The organism is Tahibacter aquaticus (genome assembly GCF_004363655.1).
Classification (GTDB): Bacteria; Pseudomonadota; Gammaproteobacteria; order Xanthomonadales; family Rhodanobacteraceae; genus Tahibacter; species Tahibacter aquaticus.
This window is the reverse complement of sequence record NZ_SNZH01000010.1, coordinates 64,055-83,617: the sequence shown is the minus strand read 5'-3', so window position 1 is coordinate 83,617 and position 19,563 is coordinate 64,055. Positions and strand designations below refer to the sequence as shown.

Below are 19,563 nucleotides of genomic sequence, written 5' to 3'. Positions count from 1 at the left end.
CGACGCAGCGGCCGTGGCTGCGGGCGGCGCGACGTGTATACCGCATGAACGCTCGTTCGGACAGGGCCGTGTTCTGCGCGCCGCCGCGTACTAGCATTCGTGCCGGGGGAGTCGGGACACTACGGAGCTTCCCCTGTGAAACCTAGCCAATTACAGTTTTCCCGTTATTTCCTTGTGCGCGGCCTTGCTGCAGGCGTGCTCTGCGCCCTGTCCGCCGCTTATGCGCAGCACGCCTCGGCGAGCGCGTTCCAGCTCAAGGAAAACAGCGTCAAGGCGCTGGGCCGGGCGTTTGCCGGTTCCGCCGCGGCGCCGGACGATGCAGCGGTCGTGGTCAATAACCCCGCCGCGATGGGCGAAGTCGATCGCGCGATCTTCCAGGCCGATGTCACCGGCGTGCAGTTCAGTACCGAGTTCTCCGGCCAGGGCCGCGATGCGGCCGGGCGCCCGCTCAGTGGCGGCGACGGCGGCAACGGCGGCGTGACCAAGCCCATTCCCGCGCTGTACTACATCAAGCCGCTGGGCGAGCAATGGCGCCTCGGTGTCGCGGTCAGCGCGCCGTTCGGCTTCGAGACCGACTACGACCAGGGCTGGGTTGGCCGCTACAGTGCATACAAGTCGATGTTCCAGTCCATCGACTTGACCGTGTCGACCTCGTACCGCATCAACGACAATTTCTCAATCGGCGCCAGCGTAGTCGGCCAGCGCACCAAGGCCGAGCTGACCCAGGCGATCGATTTCGGCGCGGTGCTGGCCGGCGCTGGCGCGCCGGTATTGCCGCAGTCGCTGGACGGCCGCGGCAAGGTTGTCGGCGACGACTGGGGCTGGGGCTGGGGCATAGGCCTGCTGTGGAAGCCGACTGAGGCCGATCGCATCGGCCTGAATTTCCACTCGCAGGTGACGCACCAGCTGTCCGGTACCGGCAGTTTCCAGGTGCCGGCGGCCGTCACGGCGATCAATCCGGCCTTGGGCTCTGCGGTATTCGTCGATACGCCGGGCACGGCCGGCTTCACCACGCCGGCGAATGCATCGGCCAGCTGGTGGCATACCGTCAACGATCGCCTCAGCATCGGCGCCGACGTCGGCTATACGCGCTGGTCGACGTTCAAGAATCTCGTTGTGGACTATGCCAATCCGCTGCAGCCGAATACGGTCGAAGCGTTCGACTGGGAAGACACCTGGTTCGGCTCCATCGGCATGGAATACCGCTTCAACCCGGCCTGGGTACTGCGCGGCGGCATTGCGGTCGACGGCTCGCCGACGCAGCTGCAGACGCGTACGCCGCGCGTGCCCGACGGCACGCGACGCTGGGTGACCGTGGGCCTGGGCTATACGCCCAGCGACACGCTGTCGTTCGACTTCGGCTACGGCCATATTTTCGTCAACGACGCCCATGTCGATACCACCGCTGCCACGCGCGACCGGCTGACCGGGGCATTCGACAGCAGCGGCAACCTGCTCGGCGCTTCGGCGCAGTTCCGCTTCTAAGCCCAACCACAAGCCCGGCTCGGGCGCGAGCCGGGTCTGTCTTTGTTACAACTGGAAATTGTCGCGAAACAGGCGGTCCTGCGGCGTCATGCGGATGCCGTCGCCTTTCGCGATCACTTCGATCTCGGCCAGGCCCGCCGCGGCAGAGCCATCGAAGGTGCCGGTCACGCCGGTGATTTCCACGCGCACGCGGCGTGCACCGACATCGACGAAATTCACGTCGGTGCCGAACAGCAGCACGCTGCCGCTGGTGCGCGTATCGACGACATTGCCCGCGCCGTCGCGCAAGGTCACGCGCGTGGAAGTGACCTGCACGCTGCTGTCGGCTTCGTCGCCAGGGCGAGGGTTGTACAGCCGCACGCGGCGTACGATGACCGGCACCGGGAACTCCAGTTCGGCCCACTGGCCGCTGACCTGGCCCGGCGCCGACGTCCAGTAGGCGCGGACAGGGCCGAGGAACACCTTGCGGTCGATCAGGCCGTCGCCGCCGGCACCGGCCCGGGCGCTGCTCACCGTCACCTGCGCGCCGGGAGCGAGATTGCTCCAGGGAGCGTTGCTTTCGCTGGGCACGGGAATCAGCGTATGCCCCGCATGACAGCCTGTGCACTGCGCCACCACACCGGCGCGGTCGTGGTTCATGCCGGCTACATGGGCGACGCTGTTGCCGCGCGGCCAGCCGGTGCGCGGCACTGCATAGCCGGCCGCGGCGCTGCTGCGCAGTTGCTCGAACAGCGGCAGGAAAGCCGGTGCGTTCGCGCTGACCTTGCCCGCCGCGGAAATGGCCTGCTCACCGAGAAACAGCGGCCAGTCCAGCGAAGGAAAGGTGCCCGGCGCCTGGCGCTGGTGATCGGCATAGAAGCGGATGCTGGCAGCGCTGCCGACAGCCGGTGCGCTGGGAATATCCACGTCTACGGCGGCATTGGCGTAAACATTGCGCGCATCGAACACGAAGGTGCCGTCGCGGGGCGCCGTGCCCGCCGGCGGCGGCAGGAATTGCGGATACGGCGCCGATGCGGGGGCGTCGCGATAGATGTCGGGTATGACCGGCGGCACGCTGCGCGCAGCCAGCACGCGCGGGCGCAATTCGGCCGTGCCGGCTTCGTCCAGCAGCAATTGCGCTGTGCCGCCGGGAGTGGCGACCCACAGGCCGTAGTCCTGGTCCAGGTCGGCGGCGCGGGCGAATACCACGCGGCCATCGGCCAGCACTTCTGCATCGGTTGCATACGGCCCCTGGTACAGCTGGGCCGCTTCGGGCGTGCCGGCCAGGCGCAGGTTCGCATCGCGCCGGACCACGCCGGCATAGGCAGTCCATTGCGTGGCGCCGCGGCCCAGCACGCGGATGCCGCCGAAGCCGGCGGCGGAGGCCAGGTCGAGTGCCGGAAAGTAATTCGTATACAACACGCCATTGCCGGCAAAGCCGCCGCCGTAGCCGAAACCGTCGCTGTCGGAATCCGGCTTGCCGCCGAACAGGGCCAGCTCGGCGCCGTCCGGATTGATGCCGACGATCTGCCAGCTGTTGCGCGCTGCAGGCACTGCCTGGGTGCTCAGGCCCTGGCGACTGATCCAGCCCAGTTGCGGCTGGCTGGCAGCGACCGGCTCGTCCGCCAGGCTGTCGTAGGCCAGGCGCTGGTTGCGCCACCAGCGAAAAAACACGATGCGCCCGCTGACCGGATCGACCAGGGGGCGGTCGGCGCCGTTGCGTTCGCTGGTGATGCGATGCAGGCCGTTGCCGTCGCTGTTGACCACCCAGAGGTTGGATGTGCGCGCATCGGCAAACTGGGCAAATGCCGGCCAGCGCGTCGAAGCAAACACAACGCGGCCGTCGGGCAGGAAGGCAGGGTCGTAGTCGTCGTAGGCCCAGGGCACGGCGCCGCTGCCGAACTGGGAATAGTCGGCGTGGATGTCGCTGACGGTCAGCGCGCGCAGGCCGCTGCCGTCGGCGTTGATCAGGTACAGGCGCCAGCCGCCGGGATTGCCCAGCGGCGTGCTGTTCCAGTTGCCGGCCGGCAGTCCGGCGAACACGATGCGCGTGCCGTCCCAGCTGACGCTGGGCGCGGATACGTCGATCAGTGGGCTGCCGGAAGCCGCACCGTCGACCAGGGGGCGCAGGCTGCCGTCGCTGTTGCGCACGCGCAGTTTTCCCGGTGCGGCCGGGCGCAGGCGCGAATGCGCGCCGACGCCTGGCAAGGCCGCCGCTGGCCAGGCGCTGTTGCCGTCGGCGGGAATCTGCCGCTGCACGAATACCAGCGGCGGCAGCTGCTGTGCGTGGACACTTGTCGCGAGTGCGGCGAAAGAAAGAAATACAGAAAGCACTATCGGCAGGCAGTGGCTGCGCGGCGGGCAGTGGTCAGGCCGTTGATGGTGCACGCGCAGTCTCCCCCGCAGGACAACCTCAATACTAGTGCGTACTGAGTGGCCAAGGGCGAGGCCAACTGGCAATCATTGTGACGCTGGCGGCAAGTCGCTGCGGCCACAAAAAACCCGGCCGCGCTGTCGCGGCCGGGTTTGGTCATGCCGGATCGGGCGGTATCGCTACCTCAGAACTCGAACTTGATGCCCTGGGCCAGCGGCAGTGCGTCAGAGTAATTGATCGTATTGGTCTGGCGGCGCATATAGGCCTTCCACGCGTCCGAGCCGGATTCGCGGCCGCCGCCGGTTTCCTTCTCGCCGCCGAAGGCGCCGCCGATTTCCGCCCCCGAGGTGCCGATGTTCACATTGGCGATGCCGCAGTCCGAGCCGGCGGCCGAGAGGAAGGCTTCGGCCGTCTTCACGTTCTGCGTAAAGATGGACGAGGACAGGCCCTGTGGCACACCGTTCTGGTAGCCCAGTGCTTCGTCAATGGTCTTGAACGGCATCACGTAGAGGATAGGCGCGAAGGTTTCGTGCTGTACCACTTCGTCGCTGTTCTTCAGACCGGTGATGATGGTCGGTAGCACGAAATTGCCCGGGCGGTCGGTCAGCGCGGCACCACCGGTGGCGACCTGGCCGCCGGCGGCCTTGGCTTTCTCGATCGCGCCGAGGTAGCGCTGCACCGAAGCCTTGTCGGTCAGCGGACCCATCAGCGTAGCCGGCAGGGTGGGATCGCCGATCTTGCCTTCGACCTGCTTGTACGCGCCGATCAGCGTGTTGAGCACGCCTTCATAGATCGATTCCTGCAGGAACAGTCGTCGCGTGCTGGTGCAGCGCTGGCCGGCCGTGCCGACAGCGCCGAACACGATGCCCGGAATCGCCAGCTTCAGGTCGGCGGTTTCGTCAACGATGATCGCGTTGTTGCCGCCGAGCTCCAGCAGCGAGCGGCCCATGCGCTGGGCAACGCGCTCGCCGACGAGGCGGCCGACCTGGGTCGAGCCGGTGAAGCTGATCAGCGGAATGCGCGTGTCGTCGACGAACTTCTGCGCCAGTTCGGTGCGCGCATCGTTGAACAGGAAGAAGATGTCGGGGAAGCCGGCGGCCTTCAGCGCGGCATTGCAGATCTGCAGCGAAGCAATGGCCGACAGCGGCGTCTTGGGCGACGGCTTCCAGATGGTGATGTTGCCGCAGATGGCCGAGAGGAACGAATTCCAGGCCCATACCGCGACCGGGAAATTGAACGCCGAGATCACGCCGACGATGCCCAGCGGATGCCATTGCTCGTACATGCGATGGCCCGGGCGTTCCGAATGCATGGTGTAGCCATACAGCATGCGCGATTGGCCGACGGCGAAATCGGCGATGTCGATCATTTCCTGCACTTCGCCGTCGCCTTCCGGCTTGATCTTGCCCATTTCCAGGGCGACCAGCGAACCCAGTGCGTCCTTGTGCTGGCGCAGCGCCTCGCCACACAGGCGGATGGCTTCGCCGCGCTTGGGCGCCGGCGTGGTGCGCCAGGTCTTGAACGCTTCCTGGGCACGCTGGAGGATGACTTCGTAATCGGCTTCCGAACTGGCGTGGACGCGGGCGATCACTTCATTGTTGCTGGGGTTGATGGCTTCCAGCACGCCGGCATCGCTGGTCGAGGACCACTCGCCCTGGCCAAGATAGGTACCCGAATTCATCTCGGCCAGGTTCAGGGCCTTGAGGATCTGCTGCGACATGGGAACTCCGGAATCTGCGGGAAAATTGTTGCGGAACGGGGACGGCGCACGGCACGGCGGCCGGCGCAAAGACCGCGGATTATATCAACCGCCCTGCGTCGCGGCCGGCTCAGGGCCGGACAGGAACCGGTGGTCCCGCCGGTCCGGCGCGAATTGGCTCCGTTCCGGTGCCCGCCGGTGCCGCATTCCGCCATCCATCTGAACGCCGCTGCTGTCTCGCCCTGGGACAGACTTCCATGCGAAAATCCGCGCCGCTGCGAAACCGGCCTGGCCGGAAAAGCAGCAGCTCCGCCCCGGTGGCCCTGGCCGTTCGACCAGCCCGGCTCACTCCACGGCGCGGCAAGCGCCACGCATTCTGCACGCGGTACATCAGGCCCCGTAGCTCAGCTGGATAGAGCGTCCCCCTCCTAAGGGGAAGGTCGTACGTTCGAATCGTATCGGGGCCGCCATCTAAGTTTGCGAGTTTTCTCCGATCGTCGATCGAACCGTGCAACCGGCGGATCGTGGTCGGGGTAGGCAACCGAAAAAGGTTCGTGATGCGGCCCGTAAAGAACGGGTGATGAGCTTTCTCGGTGCTGTATTGGCGTGCCTGGATCGCGCGGACATGGCCGCTGACCTGCCACCGGGGCGGTCAGTCGGGGAACGTTCCACGCTGTAGGTCGGGCATGGGCGTCTCGCGCCCGTCGGCTACTCCTGTTGCTGCCCGCCGCCTGAGGGGCGCGATCAACTCAGCAACGGGTCGGGCGGCGTGCACAATCTCGAAGGCATTAGCCATCGAAGAACGCCGGCCACGCCAGCGTTCTTCGATACGTGAGCGTTGGCACCGTAGCCTGAGTCAAGCCGAGTGCTGCCGTGGCGTATCCGTAACCGCGCAGACCCGTTCGTTCTCCCTGGTGGCCGTGCCCGATCCGGTTCGGACCGCTGGAGCCTGCGGTTGCTGTCGGGGACTGGTCCGGCGAATCGGGGCTTGCAAGAATTCGTTGTTTCCAGAATAATCGAAAGATGGAAACAAAAGCCGCACTCAAAGCTCTTGCCGCCCTGGCCCAAGACTCGCGCTTGGCGATCTTCCGTCACCTGGTCGAGGTTGGCCCGGAAGGCGTCCACGCCGGCGCGATCGCCGAAACGCTGGGGTTACCCGGCGCAACCCTGTCTTTTCACCTGAAAGAACTCCACCACGCCGAGCTGGTGGAGAGCCGGCAGGAAGGCCGCTTCGTCCGCTACACGGCCAACCTTGCCACGGTTCAGGCCATGGTGGGCTATCTGACCGAGACGTGCTGCGGAGGAAGGCCAGAAATGTGCATGCCGGTTGCCACGCCGCTGCCGCTGCCGACGGTGAAGCGCAAGCCCACACGGCCCCAATAACACCGATGCGGCCGACACCTTCAGGTTCCGCGCCGGCGCGCCGGCGTAGCCGCCGCGCGCCAACGCTGTGAACCACGGGATCGTTTATCCGGAGATTTCCATGCATCCGACCTACCGCGTGCTGTATGTCTGTACCGGCAACTCCGCCCGCAGCATTTTGGCGGAAGCCTTGACCCGTCGTCTGAGCGGTGGACGTTTCGAGGCGTTCAGCGCCGGCGCCGATCCACGGGGCGAGGTGCACCCGCTGGCGCTGGAGCTGCTCCGCAACAACGACCTGCCGACGGAAGGGTTGCGCAGCAAGAGCTGGCACGAGTTCGCCGCGCCGGACGCGCCGCCGATGGACTTCGTCATCACGGTCTGCGACCGCGCCGCCGGCGAGTCCTGCCCCGTGTGGCCCGGCCAGCCCATCACCGCGCAGTGGAGCGTTCCCGATCCCGCGGCGGTCGTCGGTTCCCCGCTGGCGCAAAAGGCCGCGTTCCGGGAAACCTTGTTCCTTTTGCAGCACCGCATTTCGCTGCTGACCGAACTGAAGGCGGAATCGCTGGACCGGTTGGCGCTGCGCACACGGTTGGGCGATCTCGCGGGGCACGCCGGCGGCAAGCGCATACCGGGGGCTGCGTCGTGATTCCCCTTCATCTTTCGAACTGCTGAGAACCGCCATGACGATTCGCGTCGGCATCAACGGGTTTGGCCGCATGGGGCGGTTGACGCTCCGCGCTGCCTGGGATTCCCCTGACTTCACGTTCGTACGCATCAACGACCCGGGCGGTGATGCCGCCACCTTCGCGCACCTGCTCAACTTCGATTCGATCCACGGCCGTTGGTCGCACGAAGCGCAAGCCGACGGAGAGGCGTTGGTCGTTGGCGACCGCCGTATCCCGGTAACACGCAACAAAGCGATTGCGGATACCGATTGGTCGTCCTGCGACGTCGTGGTCGAAGCCTCGGGCAAGTTTCGCAAAACCGAAGTGCTCAGGCCGTATCTCGACCAGGGCGTCAAACGCGTCGTGGTCACGGCACCGGTGAAAGAAGCCGGGGTGCTCGACTGCGTGGTCGGCGTCAACCACGACCGTTTCGATCGGTCCGTTCACCGCATCGTGACCGCCGCTTCCTGCACCACGAACTGCTTGGCACCCGTGGTGAAAGTGATCCACGAAGGCCTGCGCATCCGCCACGGCAGCTTGACGACCATCCACAGCCTGACCAATACGCAGGTCATCGTGGACGCGCCGCACAAGGACCTGCGCCGGGCGCGGGCGTGCGGGTCCAGCCTCATCCCGACCTCGACCGGTTCGGCCACTGCCATCGCCCAGATCTTTCCGGAATTGAAAGGCCGCTTGAACGGGCATGCCGTGCGCGTGCCGCTGACCAACGCGTCGCTCACCGACTGCGTGTTCGAGGTCGAGCAACCGACGACGGTGGAGGAAGTGAACGCACTGCTGAAGGCTGCGGCCGAAGGCCCGTTGCGCGGAATCCTCGGCTACGAAGAACGGCCGTTGGTTTCCATCGACTTCCTGGGCGATTCGCGTTCGGGCATCGTCGATGCGATGTCCACGCTGGTCGTCAACGGCACGCACGTGAAAATCTACGCGTGGTACGACAACGAATGGGGCTACGTGAACCGCACGGCAGAGCTGGTTCGCCTGGTCGGCACGGCGGACCGATAACACCGATGGCTGCGTTGCGTTCCGCCGCGGTCCGCCAGTATTTCCTGATCACCGGGAACTACTGGGCGTTCACCCTGACGGACGGCGCGCTGCGCATGCTGGTGGTGCTCCACTTCCACCAGTTGGGCTACACACCGTTGCAGGTCGCGCTGCTGTTCCTGTTCTACGAACTCTTCGGCGTCATCACCAATCTGGTGGGCGGTTGGCTTGGCGCGCGCATCGGCCTGAACCGTACGATGAACCTGGGCTTGGCTTTGCAGGTCGTTGCGCTGGGCATGCTGACGGTGCCGGCCGCTGCGCTCACCGTGCCGTGGGTTATGGCGGCCCAGGCCTTGTCGGGCATCGCCAAGGATCTGAACAAGATGAGCGCCAAGAGCAGCATCAAGCTGCTCGTGCCGGGCGATGAGGCGGGTGCGTTGTACCGCTGGATCGCGGCGCTGACCGGCTCGAAGAACGCGCTCAAGGGCGTCGGTTTTTTTCTTGGTGGTGCGCTGCTGACCGCGTTCGGTTTTCGCGTAGCGATCGCCGGCATGGCCATGGCTCTGATGCTCGTGTGGGTGGCCAGTCTGCTCCTGCTGCAGCGCGATCTGGGCAAAGCCAAGAACAAGCCGAAGTTCCGCGATCTGTTTTCCAAGAGCCGCGCCGTCAACCTGCTGTCCGCGGCTCGCTTGTTCCTGTTCGGCGCTCGTGACGTCTGGTTTGTGGTGGCGCTGCCGGTATTCCTGGCGACGGCGTTGGGCTGGAGCGATTGGTCGGTCGGTGCCTTTCTGGCCAGCTGGGTGATCGGCTACGGCATCGTGCAATCCCTTGCGCCGTATCTCACGGGCCGGCGCAGCGGTCGCGTGCCCGACGGCATTAGCGCGTTTGCGTGGGCGGCGGTGTTGGCTGCCTCGCCCGCGACCATGGCGTTGCTGCTGGGTTACGCGGTCGATGCCACCGCGGTGCTCGTCGTCGGGCTCGCCGTTTTCGGTGTGCTGTTCGCCGTCAACTCCTCGTTGCACAGCTACCTCATCGTGAGCTACGCCAGCGAGGACGGCGTCTCCCTCGACGTCGGGTTCTACTACATGGCCAACGCGTTGGGTCGCTTGCTCGGTACGGTGCTCTCCGGTGCGGTGTTCCAGGTCGGCGGGCTCGTCCCGTGCCTGTGGATCGCCGCGGTGTTGGTCGCGTTGGCCGCCCTGATTTCCCTGGCCTTGCCGAAGCATCTGCCGGTGGTGGCGTTGCCCGAGGGGCGCTTGACGTCCGACGACTGAGCAAGGCCTGCGATTGATTTCGCTGCGAAGGGCAGATGTTCGATTGTGGAGGAGCGCGACTCGTTGGCTCTCGAACCGCGTGCAGACGCCGGGCACCTAGTGTCCCGTCTCGCCAATACCATTAACTAAGCCCGGAATCTTGACCAGCTTCGCTGTTGAAAACCGCCGCGATACGTCGTTGCGATTCGTCGCCGTAGCGCTGCTACGCCTCCTCATCGCGCCTGGTCTCCCGGCGAAATCCATCCGGAATTTCTTTAACGTTGACAAGACAGGACACTAGGCGGCCGCGCAACAGCATCCGCACCGAACGCTTCGGAGACGGTGTACGACCCGCTCGCTGATGCCGGAGAACGGGTGTAGCCATTGATTCCTCAGGCGGCGCGGCACCGCGCTTCCCGTCCAAAGCCCCACGCCGTCGTCCGCGACGCCGTGCCCGGGGTACCGCCGCGTGCCGAAAAGCCAATCCCAGATCAGCACGGTCGCGCCGTAGTTGCCGTTCGCCCAACGCGGATCGCGCGCGTGGTGCCAGCGATGCAGTTCGGCCATGCTGAAAACGACGTTGAGCGGTCCCAGGCGGAAGTCCACGTTGGCGTGGCTGAGAACACCGTGGACGTTGTGCAGAACACCCGCAACGAACAGCACGCTGGCCGGGGTGCCGAGGACCGCCAGGGGAAGCAGGGTCAGCGCCGCGGTCAGAAAGGCGTTGATGGGGTGGAAACGTGCAAAGTTGAACGCGTACAAGTGTTCGGGCGCGTGGTGGATGGCGTGCACGCGCCACAGAAAACCGGTCGATTCGTGGCTTGCGCGGTGGTAGAGGTGGGGGAGGAAATCACCAACCGCCAAGGCCAGAAAAACCTGCGCCGCGAACGGCCAGCGTGTCGGCCAAAGAGTGCCGTCGTCTGCCGCCCACGGGCTGAGCAGCGCGATCGCACCCGCCCACACGGCGGCTTCCGCGATGGCGACAACGACCGAGGTCGTGCCGAGGTAGACCAGGTCGGTCCCCGCGCCAGATCCTGCGTTCCAGCGGTTTGCGTAGGGCAGGAGCCGCTCCAGGCCGAATGTCACCAGCAGTACCGTCGTAACGATGACGGGCATCAGCCAGCCGATGGAATCCGGCGAGTAGCCGTTCCACGCGGCGACGCCAGCGCCGCCGAACAGCAACGGGAACGCGGCAAAACGGAGCAGGGGGCGGAGCAGGGTGCGCATCGGTCGGTGGTCCTCGATGGAAAGCGGTTGATGCCTTCAGGCCGCGGAGTGGGCCGAGAGGCTGGGGTGGCGGGACAGCGCGTAGGCCAGCGGACAGCACGTCAGAAGTGCCAGAGACAGAACAAGAAACACGGCGTTGCTGCCCACCCATCCGGATGCAGCCGCTACCGCAAACGGGCCGGCAGCACGGGCAAAGCCCTGAGCGCGGGCGATGACCCCGTTGGTGCGGCCGGCGGCCTCGATCCCGAAGATCAACGGCACGATCCACGGCCTCGCCAGCGTGTGCAGGCCGGCACCGATCCCGAAGATCGCCACGCCTGAAAACGCGCCGGCCAGTGAGCCCGCGGTGCCGAGCAAGGCCAGTCCCAGGACTTGCAAGGCCATGGGGGCTACCAGCAGGCTGCGGGGCGACAGGGGGCGGCTGCCTCGGCGCAGCAGCCACAACCGACCGGGCAGCTGCATCACGCCCAAGGCGGCCAGCACCCACGCCGCTTGCTCGATGGGATGGCCGCGTGCGACCAGGCTGGGCACCACCAGCGTGGTCAGCGCCATGGCGGCGAAGGTCGCGGTGACGAAGGGTGCGCCGGTCCACCAGAGCAAGCGACGGTCCACCTGGCCGATCGTCGGCGTCGACGACAAGGCGGGACGTGTGCTTCGGTCCGACGCGTACAACCCCGGCAACGCAGCGCGCTCCAGCCAGAGCGTCGTGATCAGCCAGGCCACGACCAACAGCCGCAGGGTGAGGCGCCAGCCCAGATGCGCCACACCGGCACCGACCAGGGGAAGAAACAGCGTGCTCGCCAGCCCACCCATGACGGTCACGCTGGCCAAGGCGCGCAGACGGGCTGCAGGATCGCCGTAGGCCCGCGTGATCAACGCAAACGCCGTCTCGTAGAGGACCAGGGCCATGCAGGCGCCCAGGCCCATCCAGACGGCGTAGAGACCGGCCAGGTTTTCGACCCACGACCAGGCCAGCAGCAATCCGGCACCCGCCAACGCGCCGCCGCGCAGCATGGCCACGCCGCCGCCGCGGTCGAGCCAGCGGCCTACGGCGGTGGCCAGCACGGCGTTCACGGCCAACCCGGCGGACAACGCGCCGGCTACCGCCGCGTCCGAGGTGCCCAGCTCGTTGCGCACGGGCACCAACAGTACGGAAAAGGCGTAGTACAAAATGCCCCAATAGACGCATTGGCCCGCGCCCAGGATCCAGGCTACGGTCCAACGCGGGTGGCTCATGCGCGGGCCGGGCCGCAGCAGGATGACTTGACGGGAGCGGCAACCGCAACCACAGGCACCGCCACGGCCGCAGGACCGCAGCCGCAGCCGGCTTCTCCGCTGGCCTTGGCGTCGGCGTCGGCTACGCAGCACGCGGCGGCATCGGCCGGCGCAGGGCCGCCGCAGCACGCCGCTGCTGCGGCAGCAGCTTCGTCGTCCGCAAACTGGGTGTTGCACACGCCGGTCTCCGGCAGCACCAGTTCCACGCGCCGCGCCGCTTCCCAATCGCCGGCGATGGCAGCGGCGACCGACCGCACCTGTTCGTAGCCCGTCAGCAGCAGGAAGGTCGGCGCCCGCCCGTAGCTCTTCATGCCGACGATGTAGAAGTTGGCGTCGGGGTGCTGGAGTTCGACCGCGCCGTGCGGGCGCACGCTGCCGCAGCTGTGCAGGTTCGGATCGATCAGCGGGGCCAGCGCGGCCGGCGCCTGCGTGCCGGCATCGACGTCGAGCCGTACCTCACCGAGGATGCTCAAGTCCGGCCGAAAACCCGTGGCGCCGATCAGCTCATCGACCGGTGGCAGCGCGACGGTGCCACTCCACGCGACCCACCCGGTGTCCGTGCGTTCGATGCGCTCGATGTGGGCGTTGGTGTGAACCACGATGGCCCCTTCTTCGACGAGGCGCGCGATGCGCAGGCCCAGTCGGCCGCGTTCCTGCAACTGGTCGTTTTCGCCGCCGCCCAGCACCCGCTGCAACGAGGGGCGCCGCACGGCCCAGTGGATCTGCATGCCGGGTGCGGTTTGAGCCAGGCGGGCCAGGTCGGTCAGTAGGTTGAACGCGGAATGGCCGCTGCCCACCACGAGCACGCGCTGGCCGGCGTAGCGGCTGCGTGCTGTACCCAAGACGTCGGGCATGCCGTAGACGATGTGCGCAGCCGCGGCGCGCTCGCCCAGCGCCGGAAGGCCCGCCGCGCCGATCGGGTTGGGAGTATCGATGGTGCCGGAGGCGTCGACGACGGCCTGCGCCAGCAGTTCGCGCTCCTCACCGTCCTGCAGGTAGCGAACCACAAAGGGCGTGGTGCCGCGCTGGGCGTTCTTCATGCGGTCGCGCTGGTGCTTGGTGACGCCGACGACCCGTGCGTTGAACTGGATCTGCGCAGCCAACTCCGGCGTGGCCGCCAGCGGCTCCAGATACCGCTCCACGACGTCGCGCCCGGTGGGGAACTGCGCCGGGTCCGGCGGCTGCCAGCCGTGCGCCGCCAGGAGCTCTGCGCAGCGGGCGTCGATGTTGTATTCCCAGGGCGAGAACATGCGCACGTGCGACCACGCACGGATGCCGGCACCGACGCGCGCACCGGCTTCGAGCACAAGGGGCGTGAAACCGCGTGCGCGGAGGTGGGCGGCGGCGGCCAGGCCCACAGGGCCGGCACCGACGACGACAACGGGCAACGAACTAGACATGGTGAACCTCACGTTCTGTGGGCAGGCTGCCGGCGGCGCCGGCAAGGTTTTCGGGGATCAGCCGCTCGACGATCACGACGTCGAGCCATTGGCCGTCGAGCTGGCCGTGTTTTTCGTACCGCCCAACTTCGCGGAACCCGCAGGCGCGGCACAGCGCCAGGCTGGCGGTGTTGAACGGAAAGACACGCGACAGGACTTTCCAGAATCCGGCCGCGCGGGCCGCGTCGATCAGGTCGTTGAGAAGGACGCGGCCCACGCCTCGGCCGCGAGCCGCCGCGTCGATGTAGACCGAGAACTCGGCGATGCCGGCGTAGCAGGCGCGGGGCCGGTAGCTGCTCAAGCCGGCCCACCCGATGATGCTGCCGTCCGCGTCTGTCGCGACTCGCAGCGGATAGCGGCTGTCGGCCACGCGGAGCAGCAGGTCCTCGGCGGTGCGGAGCTCGGTCTCGAACGTGGCGCTGCGCGCGGCGATGCCCTGGTTGTAGATGGCGGTGATCGCCGGTGCGTCGGCGGCAACCGCCGGCTGGGTGGAAACGCGTACGTTCATAGTGTTGTCAGTACCAACTATACGGGCAAATAAAAGATCAGCTGCAGTCAGCTGCAGCCGGTGGTGTCGCACGAAGGCGCGCACGTGCCAACGCTGACCCCGGACACAAAGCGGGCTTCGGCGGCCTTGGCCAGGCGGCGGATGACATCGGTAACGCTGGCTCGTACCTGAGGATCCAGGTCGGCCAGCAGTTCGGCCTGTTGCGCGATTAGGCCGCGGTTGATGGTGTCGTAGAGCGATCGGCCGTTGCTGGTGATCCGCAAGGACACCGCCCGGGCATCATCCTCGTCGGTGCGACGCTCGACGTAGCCCTTGCGCTCCAGCGCATCGATCACCCGAGTAGTGGTGCTCTTGTCGAGCAAGAGCAAGCCTGCCAGGGTCTGACTGCGCATCGGACCATGGTCCGCCAGAGCCTCCAGCGCGTAGCACTGGGTCACGGAGATGTCGTAGCAGCAGATGCGGTCGCGGTCGCGGAACTGGTAGACGCGAACCAAGTCCGCGAGCGCTGCGTTCAACGCTTCAGCATCAGTCAGCAGGGCTTGAGAAGGCGAGTGCTCGCGGTCGTTGCGATTTGGTTGCATGTAGCAACTATACGTAAATTGGCGGCCGATGCAAGAGGGCGTCGACCTGTGTCCCGTAGATTGTGTCGGAGCAAGAGAATCTTCGGTTCAGCCGTGGACAATCCAGCCCGTCGATAGCCTCGATTGCCTCAGGCGCGGCCAACTTAATTTTGATGCCGCGCCAGGTAGGTTGCTTTTCACCGGTCTGAGTTCGACCGAAGGCGGCGAGCTGCTTGGTGCAGATCCTGAAGCTGCTACGTGCATCCCGACTTCTTCGGCCTTCCCAAGGTCAACCAGCTAGTGTCCTGTCTCGTAAATACGTTAAGGAAATCCACCCGGAATTATTTAATGGTATTGGCGAGACAGCACACTAGCATTGAGCCGATGACGCCCTGTGCGGATCTGGCGAGCAGCACGTTCCCGCCAATCTATGCGAACAACAGAAGAAGGTTTATTTGGAGCGTCGAAGAAGGCTGCGTAATTCTGGCCAAGCGAGGAAAGCCCACAGCAGGATCGAACACGTTCCGAACGCAAACAGCAAGGATCGCGCATTGAAGTGATGGTTGGGATGCCAGATAACGCCCAAAACGAAGATACCTACGGAGCAAACGATCCACTGTGCCAGCGCGAACATGAGCAACAGCGATCCGAACGTGCGTCGTGTGCTATAGCTCAGCATTACCAACCAAACAACCAGGCCAAGGAGGAGGGAGACCGCGATCACTTGAGCGGGAATCTGCACTGGATGCTCGTCGCATTTTTACCCGTTGGACAGACCGGCAATTTACGCTGGCCTTTCAGGCGCCGCAAGCAACCGGGACCCAATGCGATCGTGGGAGCATTGCAGGCTTGAGGGCGCACGTCTGACTGTCGGCAGCATCCGTGGCGAGCAAAAAGTGTCGCGAAGCCAAGTGTTCGCTGGCGGGTGAGGCGCGGCTGTTTGCGGTCCAAACTCTTGACGCAAGTAACGTCGCTGGGAATGCCGCCAATGATCAGTGAACATAGCGATTGCGAAGGCATCGAATCCAGGGGCAATACTTCGACGCCGAAACCGGGCTTCATTACAACCGGTTCCGGCACTACGACCCAGGCGTCGGTCGTTTCGCCAGCCATCCGGTAGGGTTGCCGGGTGGGACCAGCCTGTACTTTTAGGTCGACATCCCGACCGGTGGTATAGACCCGCCGGGCCTGGCGTCCACGGCGTTCAAACTGCCGGGGAAAATTTTAATCATTGTGGACAATTTTCACATTGGTTCGGCGGAATCGCTGGAGTTGCAGCACTTCACCAGACGGTGGAACGCGCAGATCCAGAAGCAGGGCGGGTCCATGGCCTGCCGCAAGCTGAGCGATGCAGACAAGCTCGCCTCCCGAAAATGGAAAGAGTCCACGTGCTGCCTTTGCGGAGCCGGCAGGGTCGCCAGCCACGTTCCTGATGCGAGCGCCGGCGGCCCGGCAGTCCCGCTGGATTGGATGGCCCAGCTTGAAGCGGTGAACTCGTACGTTGGCGGCATCGTGCGTCATTTGCCGCTCGGCTACACATACGACACAGTAAAAAAGTGGCCACAAGTTTGGGTGGCTGCAGTCGCGGGTTTAACCGGTTTCTGCGGGCTTGCTCGCGCGATCGCCAAGATGCCCTGGAACAAGCGTGTTGGATCCCCCGCCGATTCAAGGCGGTGACCCGGAGGTAGTCGGTTGGCCCAGCAGGCAGGGTTGCCGATGACCCGCGCGGTGTTGCCGGTCGCGGCGGCCGGACGAAGGGCGGCCCGCTTGTACGGCGGCGCTTTCTGGTCGATGCCGGTGTTCAGAATTCGGTTCTCCCCGAAGCCGTACGAACTGGCGCGCGCTCATGTTGGCTCCTTGGGGTCAGGATCAGACAGCCCCCCGCTTGATGTGGATCAACACCAGAAGGTGGTACCCCGGCGAAGCTGATGGCGCGCGCGGCCGCCGAATTCGGCGGCTTGCACCCAGCTGCGCAGCATCGCTGATAGCGCAAGCTGAAGTTTGCCTCGTTCATCCGACCAGGGAGTTGATCCATGAAATTGCTTATCGCTACCGACGGCAGCGAGCACAGCCGCCGGGCCGTCGACTACGTCATCGCGCATTGGCCGGTGCTCGATTCCCAGCTGAATGTGGTGCTGTGTCATGGCGATCCTCCGCTCACGCCGCACGTGGCCAACGCGCTGGGGAGGGCTGAGGTCGAGCGCTACCACGCCGACAATGCCGCCGACGCACTTCGGGACGCCGCAACAGCGTTCGCAGCGGCCGGGATCGCGGTGGAGAGCCGCACGGCCGTTGGCGACCCGGCCGATGTCGTTCTACAGGAGCAGGCGGCCACCCAGGCCGATTTGGTGGTGATGGGGTCGCACGGTCGCGGTGCGTGGCGCAACCTGCTGCTGGGCTCGGTGGTCACAAAAGTATTGGCTCGTAGCCCCGTTCCTGTGCTGGTGGTGCGCTAGGCCTCAATCGGGAAGAGCCGGCCAGATCGTCGACCGCCCTGCGCCGTGCCGGCGGGGGCTGTGGTCTACGGGAGCCTTAGGCTGCGCTGCCGTGGCAGCTCTTCCAAGGAACAGCGGATCCCGGCGCAAGCCAGGGTGCTGTCTCGCCAATACCATTAACCAGTTCCGGTGTCTTTCGCCGCGCTTCGTCGTTGCGATTCGTCGCCGTAGCGCTGCTACGCCTCTTCATCCCGCCTGGTCTCCCGGCGATATCCATCGGGAATTTCTCTGACGTATCGACCAGACAGGACACTAGCTCCGCGGAGCCACCTGGGTAGCTTGCGCGCAGCTCGCAACAGTGCTGACGTTGCGCCCACGTCTCAAGCTGCGTTTCAGCGCTGGACCGCTGTCGTGTGCGCAGGGTAGTCGAGCCAGGGCTTTACAGTCGCCTCGATGCGACCCTGATGCTCAGCCGTTGTGGTTGCTGCAGTTGGGTGAGGGTAGGCTTCCTCGCCGGAGCGGGCGCCGAGTTGGCGCCACAGCGTCAGCGCGAAGCCCGACCCGACCACTTGGCGTCCGCCACGCGGCCCCCTGACCTCGTAGGTTTGCCGTTCGCCGCGCAGGGGCTGCAAGGCATCGGCGACGTTGTTGGCAAGCAGGGCGAGGTGGGGTTGGCTGTCTGCGGTCGTAAGTGGGCCGAATCGGAGGCCGTGGCGAAGAATGGTGCGTCTTTCTGTTACGGACAGTTGCCCGCTGAAGCGTCGCAACGCGTGCTCGTCGCTGACGACCAGCGAGCCCCTCTCGCAGGCCAGTTGATTGCTGGCGACGAGGCTGGCGGCGGCGAACAGGCGTGCGGCCTCTTCTGCGGCCGCCACCCCGCTCGGGCCCGTGTAGTCGGCGCCCAGCAAGGCCACCGCATCGGCCAAACCAACGATGCCCAGCCGCAACTGGGCGTCGTCGCATCCGGTGGCTTGACGGACGTCGTCCATCAGCCGTAGCGCCAGCAGTACCGTCGCTGCAAGCGCGTCGACTTGGAAGCTTGCACGCTGGGTAAAAGGCAGGGAGACGAAACGCGCGATGTTGATGGTCGCGTTGAGCCCTCGGCTGGGCCAGGCAAAGCCCCGCGTGCCGGCGCCGGCGAGGATGCGTTCGTCCGGCAGCAGCCGCCAGCTGCTGATCGCATCGCCGATCTGCTGCTCGTGCTGCACCGGGTGGCCCGGGGACAGCGAGGACAGTGCGCCGGTGACCCTTGACCACGTCGCATCAATGGTCAAGTCGCGCAGGTCGTTGCCTTCTCGCCAGCGAAACCAAGCGTCCCAGGCTTCGACGGCAACGGGGTCGACGAAGGAAGTTGGCGTGGCGTGCACGCCGGAGCGGTAGCGGAAGCCGTAGTCCATGGGCGCACTGTGGGATTGATCCGAATTACCGGTGTTGAGCCATGTCAATTCCGGCGTCGTTACGCGCTGTTACTCACCGTTGCTGGCGCGTGGTCGTCGTGTGATCGCCGGTCGTTAGGCTTGCTCCCGTAGCAAACGCCAACGTCGTCGACCAGGAACCGCCATGACCGCCATGACCGCCACGACCCCCGCATTCGTTCCGTTTCCCGCGTCGATGCTGCGGCTCGTTCCGGACTCGCTCGACATCGCTGCCTTGTCCGCGCAAATGACTGTCCTGCGTCGCCGGGTGCGAGGTGGCCAGCACGTCTACCGTGCCGGTCAGCCGTTCCGGGCTCTGTTCTTCGTCCACGCGGGATTCCTTCGTCGCAGCGTTGCCACGGCGGACGGGCGCGAACAGGTGACCGGATTTCCCATGCGCGGCGAACTGGTCGGGGTGGAGTCCATCGGCAGCGGGCACTACACGGTCGACGTGGTTGCCCTGGACGACTGCGAGATCATCGAACTGCCCTATCCAGCGGTGCTCGACGCCTGCGCAGCGATGCCGACCCTGCAGGGCGCACTGACGCAGGCGCTGGCGCAGGAACTGCGCCGCGACCAGTACTGGATGCTGACGCTGGGAACGCTGAATGCGGATCAGCGCGTAGCCGCCTTTCTGCAGGATCTCGCCGCACGTCATCGCGCGCTGGGTTTTTCCGCCAGCCATTTCGTGCTGCGCATGAGCCGCATCGACATCGCGAGCTTTCTTGCCCTCAAGCACGAAACGGTCACGCGTGCCCTCTCCCACCTGGCGGCCGCGGGCATCATCGCGGTCGAGCGGCGGGAGATCCGTATCGCCTGCGCCGAGCGCCTGGGCCGCTGCGCCGGTGGTGCCGAGCTGGCGCGGTGTGCCGCCTGAATCCGGCG

At 65.9% G+C, this 19,563-nt stretch carries 17 protein-coding genes and 1 tRNA gene; 10 read left to right on the top strand and 8 right to left on the bottom strand.

Annotated elements, in window-relative coordinates; translation table 11 throughout:
• Positions 1-135: 135 nt before the first annotated feature.
• Positions 136-1,485 (top strand): OmpP1/FadL family transporter, encoded by a 1,350-nt coding sequence (locus DFR29_RS16315; RefSeq protein WP_133819681.1) that lies wholly within the window; start codon positions 136-138, stop codon positions 1,483-1,485.
• Positions 1,486-1,530: 45 nt separating this feature from the next.
• On the opposite strand, the gene DFR29_RS16310 is transcribed toward DFR29_RS16315, so the two are convergent.
• A complete protein-coding gene (locus DFR29_RS16310) occupies positions 1,531-3,852 on the bottom strand; it encodes a discoidin domain-containing protein (RefSeq protein WP_133819680.1) in 2,322 nt (773 codons plus the stop codon).
• Between the two features lie 170 nt (positions 3,853-4,022).
• Positions 4,023-5,558, bottom strand: coding sequence for an L-piperidine-6-carboxylate dehydrogenase (gene amaB, locus DFR29_RS16305; protein WP_133819679.1), 1,536 nt, complete (start codon positions 5,556-5,558; stop codon positions 4,023-4,025).
• A 372-nt stretch (positions 5,559-5,930) separates the two neighbouring features.
• Here amaB and DFR29_RS16300 point away from each other — a divergent pair.
• From DFR29_RS16300 to arsJ, 5 genes are all read left to right on the top strand, one after another.
• A tRNA-Arg gene (locus tag DFR29_RS16300) sits at positions 5,931-6,007 on the top strand.
• 553 nt (positions 6,008-6,560) lie between these two features.
• A complete protein-coding gene (locus DFR29_RS16295) occupies positions 6,561-6,920 on the top strand; it encodes an ArsR/SmtB family transcription factor (protein ID WP_133819678.1) in 360 nt (119 codons plus the stop codon).
• Between the two features lie 100 nt (positions 6,921-7,020).
• Positions 7,021-7,545: an arsenate reductase ArsC gene (locus DFR29_RS16290; RefSeq protein ID WP_133819677.1), complete on the top strand. Its 525-nt coding sequence runs from the start codon at positions 7,021-7,023 to the stop codon at positions 7,543-7,545.
• A gap of 34 nt (positions 7,546-7,579) precedes the next feature.
• Positions 7,580-8,587, top strand: a complete 1,008-nt coding sequence (locus DFR29_RS16285) for an ArsJ-associated glyceraldehyde-3-phosphate dehydrogenase (protein WP_133819676.1) — start codon at positions 7,580-7,582, stop codon at positions 8,585-8,587.
• A 5-nt stretch (positions 8,588-8,592) separates the two neighbouring features.
• On the top strand, positions 8,593-9,840 hold the full coding sequence (arsJ, locus tag DFR29_RS16280; RefSeq protein WP_133819675.1) for an organoarsenical effux MFS transporter ArsJ: 1,248 nt from the start codon (positions 8,593-8,595) through the stop codon (positions 9,838-9,840).
• A 276-nt stretch (positions 9,841-10,116) separates the two neighbouring features.
• Here arsJ and DFR29_RS16275 read toward each other — a convergent pair whose 3' ends face one another.
• The 5 genes from DFR29_RS16275 to DFR29_RS16255 form a co-directional block, all read right to left on the bottom strand.
• Entirely contained in the window at positions 10,117-11,046 is a 930-nt protein-coding gene (locus tag DFR29_RS16275) for a sterol desaturase family protein (protein ID WP_133819674.1), read from the bottom strand.
• Positions 11,047-11,082: 36 nt separating this feature from the next.
• Complete coding sequence (locus DFR29_RS16270) at positions 11,083-12,216, bottom strand: MFS transporter (RefSeq protein WP_166654140.1); 1,134 nt, start codon at positions 12,214-12,216, stop codon at positions 11,083-11,085.
• 62 nt (positions 12,217-12,278) lie between these two features.
• Positions 12,279-13,721: an NAD(P)-binding domain-containing protein gene (locus DFR29_RS16265; RefSeq protein WP_133819672.1), complete on the bottom strand. Its 1,443-nt coding sequence runs from the start codon at positions 13,719-13,721 to the stop codon at positions 12,279-12,281.
• Positions 13,714-14,268, bottom strand: coding sequence for an arsinothricin resistance N-acetyltransferase ArsN1 family A (locus DFR29_RS16260; RefSeq protein WP_133819671.1), 555 nt, complete (start codon positions 14,266-14,268; stop codon positions 13,714-13,716). Before DFR29_RS16260 ends, DFR29_RS16265 begins: the two co-directional genes overlap by 8 nt.
• A gap of 47 nt (positions 14,269-14,315) precedes the next feature.
• A complete protein-coding gene (locus DFR29_RS16255) occupies positions 14,316-14,849 on the bottom strand; it encodes a MarR family winged helix-turn-helix transcriptional regulator (RefSeq protein ID WP_133819670.1) in 534 nt (177 codons plus the stop codon).
• 987 nt (positions 14,850-15,836) lie between these two features.
• On the opposite strand from DFR29_RS16255, the gene DFR29_RS16250 reads away from it, so the two are divergent.
• From DFR29_RS16250 to DFR29_RS16240, 3 genes are all read left to right on the top strand, one after another.
• Positions 15,837-15,980, top strand: coding sequence for an RHS repeat-associated core domain-containing protein (locus tag DFR29_RS16250; RefSeq protein WP_133819669.1), 144 nt, complete (start codon positions 15,837-15,839; stop codon positions 15,978-15,980).
• Between the two features lie 81 nt (positions 15,981-16,061).
• Entirely contained in the window at positions 16,062-16,505 is a 444-nt protein-coding gene (locus DFR29_RS16245) for a hypothetical protein (protein WP_133819668.1), read from the top strand.
• Positions 16,506-16,861: 356 nt separating this feature from the next.
• The gene (locus DFR29_RS16240; RefSeq protein WP_133819667.1) at positions 16,862-17,284 is read left to right on the top strand and encodes a universal stress protein; all 423 of its coding nucleotides are present in this window, start codon (positions 16,862-16,864) and stop codon (positions 17,282-17,284) included.
• Positions 17,285-17,655: 371 nt separating this feature from the next.
• Here the strand turns inward: DFR29_RS16240 and DFR29_RS16235 are convergent, their stop codons facing one another.
• Complete coding sequence (locus tag DFR29_RS16235; protein WP_133819666.1) at positions 17,656-18,660, bottom strand: hypothetical protein; 1,005 nt, start codon at positions 18,658-18,660, stop codon at positions 17,656-17,658.
• A gap of 163 nt (positions 18,661-18,823) precedes the next feature.
• On the opposite strand from DFR29_RS16235, the gene DFR29_RS16230 reads away from it, so the two are divergent.
• Positions 18,824-19,555, top strand: coding sequence for a Crp/Fnr family transcriptional regulator (locus DFR29_RS16230; RefSeq protein WP_133819665.1), 732 nt, complete (start codon positions 18,824-18,826; stop codon positions 19,553-19,555).
• Positions 19,556-19,563 lie beyond the last annotated feature (8 nt).

Excerpts from the sequence above, each read along its gene's own strand:
- DFR29_RS16290 (WP_133819677.1), top strand. The coding sequence starts at position 7,021 with ATGCATCCGACCTACCGCGTGCTGTATGTCTGTACCGGCAACTCCGCC.
- amaB (WP_133819679.1), bottom strand. The coding sequence starts at position 5,558 with ATGTCGCAGCAGATCCTCAAGGCCCTGAACCTGGCCGAGATGAATTCG.
- DFR29_RS16285 (WP_133819676.1), top strand. The coding sequence starts at position 7,580 with ATGACGATTCGCGTCGGCATCAACGGGTTTGGCCGCATGGGGCGGTTG.
- DFR29_RS16260 (WP_133819671.1), bottom strand. The coding sequence starts at position 14,268 with ATGAACGTACGCGTTTCCACCCAGCCGGCGGTTGCCGCCGACGCACCG.
- DFR29_RS16235 (WP_133819666.1), bottom strand. The coding sequence starts at position 18,660 with ATGGACTACGGCTTCCGCTACCGCTCCGGCGTGCACGCCACGCCAACT.
- arsJ (WP_133819675.1), top strand. The coding sequence starts at position 8,593 with ATGGCTGCGTTGCGTTCCGCCGCGGTCCGCCAGTATTTCCTGATCACC.
- DFR29_RS16295 (WP_133819678.1), top strand. The coding sequence starts at position 6,561 with ATGGAAACAAAAGCCGCACTCAAAGCTCTTGCCGCCCTGGCCCAAGAC.
- DFR29_RS16255 (WP_133819670.1), bottom strand. The coding sequence starts at position 14,849 with ATGCAACCAAATCGCAACGACCGCGAGCACTCGCCTTCTCAAGCCCTG.
- DFR29_RS16230 (WP_133819665.1), top strand. The coding sequence starts at position 18,824 with ATGACCGCCATGACCGCCACGACCCCCGCATTCGTTCCGTTTCCCGCG.
- DFR29_RS16265 (WP_133819672.1), bottom strand. The coding sequence starts at position 13,721 with ATGTCTAGTTCGTTGCCCGTTGTCGTCGTCGGTGCCGGCCCTGTGGGC.
- DFR29_RS16275 (WP_133819674.1), bottom strand. The coding sequence starts at position 11,046 with ATGCGCACCCTGCTCCGCCCCCTGCTCCGTTTTGCCGCGTTCCCGTTG.
- DFR29_RS16240 (WP_133819667.1), top strand. The coding sequence starts at position 16,862 with ATGAAATTGCTTATCGCTACCGACGGCAGCGAGCACAGCCGCCGGGCC.